This is a genomic window from uncultured Winogradskyella sp. (assembly GCF_947498005.1).
Lineage (GTDB): Bacteria > Bacteroidota > Bacteroidia > Flavobacteriales > Flavobacteriaceae > Winogradskyella.
Window position 1 is genome coordinate 474,884 of the sequence record NZ_CANMIW010000001.1, and the last position, 12,142, is coordinate 487,025.

The following is a 12,142-nucleotide window of genomic DNA, read 5'->3' on the forward strand; positions in this document are numbered from 1 at the left end:
GTTTTTTTAGATCCTGACCACGTTCTAGAATCTAAAAATAAATACACTTAATACGGTTTTTAGGATTTTAAAAACTCATATTCACGTTCTACTTTACAAATCTTCACATTGTACCAATTGTACCATTCATTGCGTCCTTTTTGCTGTGCGAACAGATGCGCAGTATTAGCTTTCCAGTTTTTAATTGCTTCTAAATCTTTCCAATAACTTACTGTAATGCCAACTTCATTTCTCGCAGAATCTATGCCTAAAAACCCATTTTGCTTTTTAGCTAAACTTTCCATTTCATCAGCCATTTCTGTATAGCCTTCTGTGTTTTCAGTTTGTGTTGAGGTAAAAATTACGGCGTAGTATGGTTTGTCGTTCGTCATGTTATAATGTTTTTATCCTCCAATAATTTATTATTAAAAATAAAAAGACCTACAGGGTTTCTAAAACCTTGCAGGTCTCTAAATAATTTTTCTATTAATAACCTTTTGGTATATCAAATTCAATTATTTTTTCTGTGATATTATCTTCAAAATCAGTGATAATAAATTTAAGAAAAATTCGGTTTGTGGATACAGCAACAGGATAATTTTTCACGTTTTTTATATTCTCAACGTACGCTAACCATTTGTCGCCACATTGGTCAATAACTTCTGTTTTTAAGTCTTCAATTGATGTTTTTATAAATTTTTTCCAATCGTCTTCAGTGTATGTTAGAGTTTCGAATGTATTAGATCTTAACTGTTTTATAGGTTTCCATTCAGAGTCAAAATGTTTCCATTCGTTTGTGTCACATTTTTTATCTGCACTCATAAAGGATATGCTATTTTCATAACGTTGAAAAATACTCACATGTTTATAGTCATTCTCGACCAAAACAACTTGCTTTTGTTCTGGTGTGGCACCTTTATCTACATTTATTCTTAATGAATCTTGTTGTTTTAGCTTGTGAATTCTTTTGTTGTCACTTGTGGCTAGATTTTTTATTTCAACATTGAGTTTTTCTAATCCTATTCTAATCGTTTTAGAAATTTTTGTTGCCGATAAGTAACCGTTAAAAACATAACCAATATGGTTTCTAGTTTCAACTTTTACCCATTGACCACTTATTTTTTCTCCAGCCTCTACGACTACTAAATCTTTATCTGTTTTTTCGATAACACCAATGGCTTCGCCGTAGGATAATTTACTCAAAAGTTTTGCGCTAATATCTGGTTGGTCTCTAAGAGATAATCCACTTTCAGCAGCAACATATGCTGTTTGTTGTGCTGTTACAAATGCAACACTTACAAGCATTGCGATCGCTAAAATCTGTTTTAAATTGTTCATAATTTTTTGTTTTTGGGTTAAACATTTTTTTAGCGGTTTTCATTTTAGGATTCTTGTCTGTCGACCGACAAGTGTTTAGTTTATTTAATTTGTCATGCTAAACTTGTTTCAGTATCTCGATATTAGACTCGCCAGGTTTTAAAAACCTGTGAGGTCTTGGTTACTTCTCAACCGTGATCCATTCGCCTTTATTACGAACCAAATAATCATTATCATACATGGCTTCTGCTTGTGTGCCTGGTAAATAATAGGTGCCTAAATAAGACGCATTTAGTAAAACAGTAAATGTTTTAGTACCGTATTTTCCTTTCTTATTTATATCAAAATAGAAATTGACACGATCATCTCTAATATCTGTATATCGCGCTTGGCTTACAGTAGTGTCTCCAAAAGCTGTGAATCTTGTATTAACAATATCCCAACCAGATGGGAAAATTTGTGTCAATGCAACATCTCGTACGTAGTCGTTTGTTAAGTTTGAAATACTAACTGTTGCGACAAAATCTTGCCCTTGCTGTAATTTACTTACATCAATTTTATTGCCTTGCAGATCCTTATAGATTGTAGAAATAGTAAAACCTCTTTGCTCTGCTAATTCCTTACCTAATTTTAGCTTACCAGAACTTACGACTCTAACATAGACCAAATTATCTTTGGCATTATTAATTGAAATTTGGTTAGTACCATCTTTAATAGGAATACTACGTTGAGCAATAGCATTTTTAGTATCTATAGTCTCCGATTTTCCATTAATACTGTACGATAGTTTTAAATCTTTACCACCATTTTTTATGACCATTTTTCCCATTGCTAACAAACTATATGCTGTGGTTTGTGTACTCATCCAATTATCGCTAGATAAATCCTTAGCAATTGTTTTAGCTAAATCTCTAGCCTTTGGATTGCCAGTAATAATCATCGTTTCTAAAGCCATGGCTCTATTTCTGTCCACCGAACCATAAGTATAATAATTAGATCTAGGTGGCTGAAAATTGATATTTGCTGTCTTAGAAATAGCATCACTAGCCTCTTTTTGTCCTGCTAAAGCGTAAGCCGCTGCTAGTCGCCATTTGGCCTCGTTTGAAATTTCTTCAAACTCACGTAATCTATTCATGCTTGCTAAATCAGGACTTCCTGCTAAAGCCAACGTGTATAAACGATACGCTTGTGCTAAATCTGAATGATAAATTTTATAGCTTGGTCGCCAATTTCTAGCTGCTTGTTTTTGGTAAGCCAACCAATTACTTTTAAAAGTTAATGGCAGAACAAATCCTTTTTTCTCTGCTTCAATCATAAAATGACCTGCATAACTAGTACTCCAATCATTGGCTGTGTTTTCTCCCATCCAATAACTCATGCCACCATTTGGTTGCTGAAAATTACCTAATCGTTTAATACCATTTTCAATATTACTTTGAAGTTCTTTTTTCTTTTTTGCTGACAAATCAAAAATATCTGCTAAAAATAATTGAGGGAAAACACTAGATGTCGTTTGCTCTAAACAACCATGTGGATAGCGAATTAAATATTGTAGTCTGCGTGTAAAATCCATTGGTGGTAAAGTTGAAAATTCTACCGTTGCTGAGTTAGTTCCTGATACACCAAATGTGGTTACATTTATTGTTTGTTTTGCGTTAGCTTCTAACTCATGGTCAATGACTTTAGACGTAAATGGATTAGGGTTTTCTACATCAATTTCAACTTTATAGGTTGATTTTTCGCCATTTCCTGTTGCGATGACTTCAATGGTATTGATACCTTTAGCTTTAGTGACATCCAATTCAAAATATACCATTTTTTCGTCTGGTTTACTAAATTTTAAGGATTGAGACGATTCGCCTTTTACGGTTATGCCATCACTAAGTTTTAAAGACAGATTAACGTTTTTCACTTTATCTTCCATAGCAAAAACCGTAACAGGTAATGTTACTTTTTCACCTGGACTTAACTTTCTAGGTAAGGTTGCCAATACCATTAACGGCTGTTTAACTTGTACAGATTTGTCTGCACTTCCGTAAGCTTCAGATGTGTTATTACCAGCAATAACCATTGCTCTAACTGCACCAATATAATTTGGCATTTTAAGTTGATGTGTTTTGGTTTTGCCTTCGCCTAAAAGGAATGGACCTAAATACGTTACTACAGGTTTAAAACGATTGGCTTTTTTGTTTTTTCCACCTGCTGCACTGCCATCGCCTCCAATAGCAAAAACTTGATCAATACTACCAGAGTAAGCACCAACAACATCGTCAAAAATATCCCAAGTTTTTACACGTAAAGCTTCGCGAGCATAGAAGCTATCCCAAGCATTTGGTGTTTTAAAACGGGTTAAATCTAACAAGCCTTCCTCAACAACTGCGATAGTGTAAGTCATAGCTTTGTTGTTTTTCTCAGACACTTTTATCTCGTAAGATTGTTCTGGTCTTATAACATCTGGCATCTCAATTTTAGGTTCTAATTTTGTAGATGGATCTTCAACCATCATCGGAATAACACCATATAATCGAATTGGTAAATCATTAGATGTAATAGCATGTGGTTGCAATAATGAAATATTAATAAATACATTTGGTGCCATTTCTGATGTCACAGGAATGTCAACTGTTGTTTCGCCTTTTTTAGTTTTTACCCATTGGTGCTGTAATACTTCGGTCCCATTTTCTATACTAACTAATGCTCTTCCTTCAGTGCCAGAAGGGAAGGTTAACTTCGCCGTATCGCCAACATTATAGTTTTCCTTATCTGTAGAGAATACCAACATTTTAGCTGCCTCTTTATCGTTAGATGGGTTTGTGGACCACCAATTTTTATAAAAATATGCAGTTCTTCCTGTGGCATGTCCACTTACAGGATCTACTATTCTAATTAAATAACGACCACGTTCGTTTTCAGGAATTTTAAGTTTGAAATTTGCTTTGCCATTCGCATCTGTGTTTACAGAAAATGTTTGAACTGGTCTATGGTAATTACTCGATACGTAACTCGATAAGTTGTCGTAAGAAGAATTCCACCACCAACGCCATTCAACCTTATAAACTTTAACTTCGAGATTTTTACGTTGTACAGGTTTGCCTTCTGCAGTTACAGTAGCGACATTAAAGGTGTGATTTTCGTCTGTGAAGAATGAGCCATAATTATTTCCCTTTGGCGATTTTAAGCCAACAAAACTCTCGTAAGGTGCGTAAGGCATTGAGAAAGCATCTAGAGAAAAATCGCCTCCATTCTCAAAAGCTCTTACTAAAAATTGCGCTCTTAACATGCCTGGTGCATTTTTACCAATATTTAATTTTGAATTAATTTTTGCGTTTCCATCTTCATCTAAATTACCTTCAAAAACATTAGTTTCTTCTGAATTAAATGTTCTTGTAGGATCGTTAAAAACGTAATCCTTAAAACCTTCAAAACTGGTATACGATGATGTGAATTTTGCTTTTACTTCGGCTTTTAAATTTTTTGCAGGTGCACCATGTAACCAAGTGACATTTAAGTCGCCTTGAAGTGGTTTATTGTTGGTTAGAATTTCGTTTTCAAAATCTATTTTAATTTTAAGTCTATTTGGTTTTACAGTTTCAATTTTTAAACCTTTAGAGAATGTTGCGCCTCCAACAGATACTTTAGCATTATAATTTCCTGTTTTATAATCTGTTGAGGTTGGTACTATAAAATCGTAGAAATTATTAAGATTATCTACAGAGACTTTTCTGTAAACTAATTTACCTACAGGATCAGTGATTTCTAATTTTACAGGATGACGTTTAGGTAATTTGTTAGCATTATCATTAAGCATAAATGTTAAAAACAAGCTGTCTCCTGGTCTCCAAACACCACGTTCTGCATAGATATAACCTTTTAATCCGCGTTGTAATCTGCTTCCTGACACATCAAATTTACTAAGAGATAAAGACATGCCATCATGTAATTTTACATAACTAACACTTTTTCCTTTAGATATAATTGCAAAAGCAGCTCTGTTTTTTGCATCAATTTTTATAATACCCTCTTGGTTGGTAATACCTTCTGCAAGTTCTTGCTGTTGATAATTGTATAAGGTTACTTTAGCGCCATTTTCTGGATCTGTATTTAAAATATTAGTAACCGCAAACATGTAGTTATTGTCGTTTCCTTGTTTTGCAATTACACCAAGATTTGAGCTTATTAAGTTCTGAGATACAACACGGTTTCCGTAGTTAAAATAAGAATCTGTGCAAGGGTTATCTCTATCTCTCCAGCGGTAATTATTGTTTCTGTAGCTATAATTTAGGTTGTCCCAATATAGTTCTTCCCTATAATTTTCTTCTTCTTCAGTTAGCTCTTCTGAGGTATAATAATCTTCCCCATAATAATCGTCGTAGTAATCATCTTCATCAACATTTGTGGTTTCAGCTTTTGAAGAACAATCGTATAACGAGTACGACTTTTTATAGCTCAATTCTACACGATAAATAGCACCAGGATCTGCTGATAAGTATTTAGATAAATCTATGCTGTAGGCTTTCCATTTACCGGTGTTTTGGTTGTCTTCTTGAATTAAAGTTATGGTTTCCTTAGCTATGCGTCTTCCTACTTTTTTAATAGCATATTGATCATTGCTACCAATGTTATAATCTTGTAAAAACTGAAGCACATTGTCTTCGTATATTTTAATAATCCTCACATCGACTTTACTCAAGTTAACAGCTTCAAAATTGAATTTTAAGTTATTTGAATTTGGAAGAATACTTCCATTACTGATGAGTCTTACTTCGGGTTTAATTTCTTCAAAAGTGATCGTTTCTGAAAATGGTTTTTTTAATTTGAAGCCATCTGTATTTTTGATACCCTTAAAAACATCAACCTGAATTGTGCCAACTAATTTAGTGTTTGGATAGACTTTTAACACATTGCCATCTACAATATATTTTGGATTTTTTACACCTTGAATTGAAATTAAACCAGCAAAGTTTTGTTGCTTTACTAAAGGGTCTGAAAAATTTAGGGATAAATATTGCTCAGGACTTTGAACAACCTCTGTATTTACAATGACAAAGTTGTTTTTTCCTGGAATGGTTAAAAAATTCTCGCCTTTGTTTTCTGCTTTTATCGCAGAACCATCCCAAGCGATATCAATTTTACTGTCTTCAACTAAACGATTGATACTGTCTATTTTAAACTCGAAGTATTTTGAATATTCTAATTCCTCATTCCAAACTAATTTTAAATTTTTTGAGTTTTGAGATGCCGAAACTAACTTTTTAGCATCAGCAAGCGATATGACATCTGCAGATCTTAAATCCGCAAAAAGGTATTGCCATTCTTTACTGTAAGATTGCAAGTTTTGCGTTGTAATATTAAAGCTTGGTGTAATGGTTTTGAACTGAAATGTATAATCTTCAAACTCCTTTGGAATATCATCGTAAACCTCAGATAACTTTACTTTTACCGTGTATTCTGTAGCTGGTTCTAAATTTTCGTCTGGTGTAAAAAGCACAGTGTGATTGTTCATGGCTTTTAATTCGCCTTGAACGTGCGGTGTAATTTTTATAAGATCTGTTGGTAATACTTTATCAATTTCCCATCCAGCAACCGTATCAGAAAGACTAATTTTTATGGGTTCTGCAATAGAAACTAATCCAGAAGTGGTATAACTTATATAATTTCTGTACTTAAATACATTATCGGTTTCAATAGTTTTATCCTTACAAGAGAATGCAGAAATGACAATTAGGAGTAGGACGAGGTGCTTTTTAATGTTCATGATGTTGATGGGTTAAAGAGTAAAACTACGATTTAAAAAAGAAGGGTAGGTGCATTCTTGTTAAATAAGTACTGTGATTTTTATGGGTTTAGACTTTGGCTGGTTGTTAAATTGTTCTTAAAGTTAAGAATTGTTATGAAATGAAGGGAGTAAATTAGGATTGTTTTAGTATTGATATTTGTAAATAATATGTAATTATTTACAAATATCTTTTAGAGGACTTAATAGCAGTATTAATCTCAATTTTGCTCTATTAAGTCTAAAATCTCAAGGATACGTTGTGTTAAGCTCACAGCCTTACTATTTATAAGTTTTGTATAGGTTGCGCATTATATAATGGCACTTTCTAATTGAGCATCATTTGAAAAGTGTAAACTGATAGTTTCTAGTTTGGTACCCCTAAATTAATTTTTTTGTGCCTTTAACTAAATCAAAATCGGCTAGTATTTGGCTTTAAATATTTTATTCGCTTATTGTTTCAATTTTCATGAAGTAAACGCTATCACTTAACCATCACTTTAATATTGGTTGTTTTAAGGTTTGAATTTATATTTAAAAAATAAACGCCACTTTTTAAATGAGATAAGTCGAGTTCAGTATTCAATGTGTGATTGTTAAATTGAATTTCTTTTAGATTTCTACCATTTATATCAATTACTGAAATTGTAAGTAATGCTGTTTTACTAGATATATTTATTAAACCAGAAGTTGGGTTCGGAAAAATTGAGAAATTATTTATATCATAATCTGCATTAAAGAGTTGCTCAACAAATTCTGTAGATACGGTGTTTGTTGTTATTGCAGGATTAAAATCGAAATAAATGTCTGCTGTATTATTAACAATATCAGCGATCTGAACCGAATTTATTGGTTTTATTTTGTAAGCAATATAACCATGGGAATTAGGTTCATCGTTAGTACTATCTGGTAGATTGATATCGTTAAATATAAAATTAACTTGCGTGTTGTTCGTTATTTCCACCCGACCATCATGACTTAAGGATTCTAGCTGCATGGTTGTCCAATCTAGTTTGTCATCTAATGTGTTTTCTACATTAACGTTTATTGCTTCTGCAGTACCTGTATTTTGAAAACGAATGATATAATGTAAATATTCATCTGAATCATCAATATGAACAGTTTCACCTTCTAAAACTCTAATATCGTTAGGGTCATAAGCACCAATTACAAGATCTTTGAAGAGAAAAACATTGTCATCTGGTGTTTCATCTCCTGTTATTGGATTTACGGTTGCTGTAAATTCTATAACATCGTCAATATTAGTTGTTGGTATCTGAAAAACATTAAATCTTAAATCAATGGTTCTAATTTCAAAAGGGCTGAGGTCTGTAAAACTTAAACTCAATGAGGTATCTGAATCTTGAACAACATTTTCATTCGCAGTGATATATTGTATTTTTTCATCATCAAAGTCTAATGTTACACTACCAGTTAATTGTGTGTTACCGTTATTACGATAGACGAGTTTGTAAATAATATCAAATCCTGGTCTAGGGTCAGATAATGGATATAGCGATATACTTAAATCATCTACAACACCAGAACGTTGCAAGCAAAAATTGGCTGTATCAGTACTGCTATAACCTGTAAAAGAGGAGTCGTACGAGCTTGGGTATACATTAAAATAACTTGGTAATTGAGAGGCAATAGTTGTCGTATAATCGCCTTCACCTGGAAATAATTGATACAAACTATTATTTAAGGTCATTGATGTCAAAGTTTCTGTGCCATTTGTGGTTGTTATAAATATATTAGGTATGTCAATATTAGGATTTGTACAACCAGTGAGGTTAGTGTCTAGTTTTACATATCCTGAAATTTCATTACTTGAAATACCAAGGTTTTTATACCAACCCATATCAAAAGAACTGACAAAAGCTATATCTAGAATACCATCTTCATCTATATCTTTTACAGAAATAGTATGAGCACCATGACCAGGACCACTAATACTTTGTATACTTCCAAAAGTACCAAGTCCGTCTAGGTTTTCAATCCAAACTATTTCAGCAGTTTCAACAGTTCCGCCATAGCTACCATAGGATGCAATAATATCCAGATCGCCATCATTATCTAAATCGGCACTTTCAATTTCTTTCGGAAAGCTTAATTCGGTACTAATAATTTGTTGTGCACCAAAAGAACCAAGACCATCTGTGTTTTCGTACCAGGCAATTTTACTATCACTAGAAGATGCCGAGAGTACATCTAAATCGCCATCACCATCTACATCAGCAAACGTAGCTTTATAAACATAACTTACAAATGTGGTAATAACTTCGCCTAATACAAAAGTGCCTTGCCCATCGGTATTTTTAAACCATCTTATTACGTTGTCGTAGTTTGAGGCTACAAGTAGATCCATATCTCCATCGCCATCAACATCTGCACTCTCAATATAATTTGCACCATCTGCATTATTAAAGATAACTTGTTTAGCTCCAAAGTTACCTAAGCCATCTGTGTTTTCATACCATGCCACAGTATCATCATAAGCAGAAGTTACAAGGACATCTAAATCACCATCCCCATCTATATCTTCTGCAAATACAGAAGAAGGTGCATTTTGAGTTTCTGTTATTATCTCCTCAGCATCAGTATCAAAATATACAAAACCATTGTACTCATTTCTATGCCAAGAGACCTTATCTTCTAATGAGTTTGCTGTAATAATATCTAAATCATTGTCACCATCTAAATCTGCAGCATATATAGAGGTTGCAAAGTTTAAACTAGAGATATAAGATGGATAGGAAAAACTACCTTCGCCATTTACATTAGTAACAAATTTTACGCTGTCACCACTACCTGCATAAGTTGTAGAGTAAATAATGTCTAAATGTCCATTATTTGTTATGTCCTCTACACAAAGTGATTCGTTGTAGGAGGCTTCACCATATACGTAATGTGCTTCAAAACCTAATTGGGCAAAGGTTAAGTTAAAAGCAAATAGCAAGAAAAGTGTAGGTAAAAATGACTTCATATAAATTTTGGGTTTTGAGTTAAAAATACAGATTCTTATCTGTGGTTATTCTATGTGTCAATTAGATTTCTACGAGATATCATAAATTTTATCCTTTAAACACGTGTTTAAAGATAACATAGGTGTTTGTATGTTTATGGCTACATCGTATAAGATGTAATTTAGCAAATAACTGCTTAATATAAAATTTTTGTAGATTTTTGTTTTATAGATAGAAGTAAATGAGGAGTTATAGATTTAAATTGATATACCTTTAAGTAAAAATTGAGCAATGATTAAAAGTGTTACTTTCTTTTTTTTGATTTTAAGCTCATTTCTCTGCTATTCTCAAGAAGAGAAAAGCCTAACTGAATCTAAAACTGATTTTGCTTTTTCACCAGGTCTTATTTTACAAGGAAATTTATTTGCCGATGTAAATGTTTTAATAGGAAAAGTAACTGTAGATTTTAAATCTAAAGTCCCTATTGTTGGAATTAGTGGATTTAGGTTAGGATTTGAATCAAATTTTCTGACTAACGAAAACTTTACTATAGCACCAAAAATTGGATATGAAATATCACCCATGTTTTTTACAATGAGACTTTCGGCTGTTAATTATTTTCAAAATGGCAATTCAGAGTTTCGAGTTCTACCTGAATTAGGATTTAGCCTTGGTGGATGGGTTAATTTGACATATGGATATGGAATTGCATTAAAAGATGAAAATTTAAAGAATGTAAGTAACCACAGAGTTGCTTTGACATTTAATTTGAATAAAAAGTTGAGGAAAGCAACATTCAAATTACTACAAAAATAAAAACGTGCTACGATACAATGAATAATTAATTATTTTATGGAATTAGCCAAAACACTCAATGATTTATAGCAGTTAATACACTTTATTTATTCCTCTTCAATTTTCTACTTTCAATTCCTTAAGTACTTTTATTGCATTCTCATTTTCTGGATTTAATTCTAGTGATTTCTTATAGTTTTTAATGCCATTTTCTAAATCTCCCATACGTACTAAGCACTCGCCATAACTATCATAAGGGTTCCAAGAGTCTGGGTATAACTCTATATTGAGTTTAAAAATTTTTATAGCATCTTCTGGCTTTTTGAATGTATTTAAGTAATAATAACCTAAAGAATTTATATAGCGTTCTGAAATGTTATAATCCGGATTGTCTCTATCTTGGGCTTCTATAACTGCAATAATTTCGTCTGCTGTTTTACCTGTATTTACAAGTTTATCTAAAGTTTTAAATTCCGTTACAACCCTTTCAAGATCCTTGTACGGATTGCCTAATTCCTCATTGATTAATAAAAATAGATTATTAGCATCTTCTTGTATAGATTTTAAATTTCTAAAGGTATCAAGTTCTCCTATGTTTTTGGCAAAATAGGATGACACTATAATTAGAGCAATTTCTGAATAATTATCTTCTATTTCTAAATCTTTATAAAGTTGCTCATTTAATGTGTTCTTTCCATTAAATGAAATAAGATTAGGATTATAGCCTAAAACTGTAGCTCTACTTATTTCATTTAAAAAATTATCATAATTATTATTACTCGCTTTATAAGATCTGTCTTGGTCATTTTTTAGTTCAATGAGTTTATTTCTAATTTCTGTTGGTATTAATTTTATATCACCTGTGGCTTGTAAAGTCTCTATAGTATTGGTGTTAAAATTAGTGTAAGCAGTTGTAGTGTATTCAAGTTCTAGGGAACTTAATATAATGGCTTCTGGACTGTTTTGAGATGGTAATTTTTTTACAAATTCGTTGTATGATGATAAGTAATTTGATTCCAAAGTGTTGATATCATAATGCATGCGATTGTAGTCTTTTGCTAAGTCTGTTATAATTTGATGGTAGTAATTTTCTAAAACAGTATTAGTTTTCCTTTTTTCGTTCCAATTATTTATTTGAAGCGCAATGAGAATTCCAATAACTACAAGAATGATTTCGCCAATGGCATATTTAAAGTACTTGCCAGTTTTGTTTTCTGAGAGTAAGTTTTGGCGGATTTTTCGGAAGAATTTTATCATTGGTTAGTGTTTGGTCTCAATGCTTTGAGTATTAGTATAATGTAGATAGTTGCGC

General features: G+C 32.3%; 6 protein-coding genes. 1 reads left to right on the forward strand and 5 read right to left on the reverse strand.

Annotation, left to right across the window (positions count from 1 at the left end; all coding sequences use genetic code 11):
• Positions 1-59: 59 nt before the first annotated feature.
• The 4 genes from Q0891_RS02080 to Q0891_RS02095 all read right to left on the reverse strand — a co-directional run bounded on the left by Q0891_RS02080 (position 60) and on the right by Q0891_RS02095 (position 10,055).
• Positions 60-371 carry an antibiotic biosynthesis monooxygenase gene (locus tag Q0891_RS02080; RefSeq protein ID WP_299098403.1) on the reverse strand — a complete coding sequence of 104 codons (312 nt, stop codon included), beginning with the start codon at positions 369-371 and terminating at the stop codon, positions 60-62.
• Between the two features lie 94 nt (positions 372-465).
• Entirely contained in the window at positions 466-1,317 is an 852-nt protein-coding gene (locus Q0891_RS02085) for an SH3 domain-containing protein (protein ID WP_299098404.1), read from the reverse strand.
• Between the two features lie 160 nt (positions 1,318-1,477).
• A complete protein-coding gene (locus Q0891_RS02090) occupies positions 1,478-7,051 on the reverse strand; it encodes an MG2 domain-containing protein (protein WP_299098405.1) in 5,574 nt (1,857 codons plus the stop codon).
• 502 nt (positions 7,052-7,553) lie between these two features.
• On the reverse strand, positions 7,554-10,055 hold the full coding sequence (locus Q0891_RS02095) for a T9SS type A sorting domain-containing protein (protein ID WP_299098406.1): 2,502 nt from the start codon (positions 10,053-10,055) through the stop codon (positions 7,554-7,556).
• 271 nt (positions 10,056-10,326) lie between these two features.
• Between Q0891_RS02095 and Q0891_RS02100 the strand changes: the two genes are divergently transcribed.
• Positions 10,327-10,851, forward strand: coding sequence for a hypothetical protein (locus Q0891_RS02100; RefSeq protein WP_299098407.1), 525 nt, complete (start codon positions 10,327-10,329; stop codon positions 10,849-10,851).
• Between the two features lie 96 nt (positions 10,852-10,947).
• Here Q0891_RS02100 and Q0891_RS02105 read toward each other — a convergent pair whose 3' ends face one another.
• Positions 10,948-12,087 (reverse strand): DUF6090 family protein, encoded by a 1,140-nt coding sequence (locus Q0891_RS02105; protein ID WP_299098408.1) that lies wholly within the window; start codon positions 12,085-12,087, stop codon positions 10,948-10,950.
• Positions 12,088-12,142 lie beyond the last annotated feature (55 nt).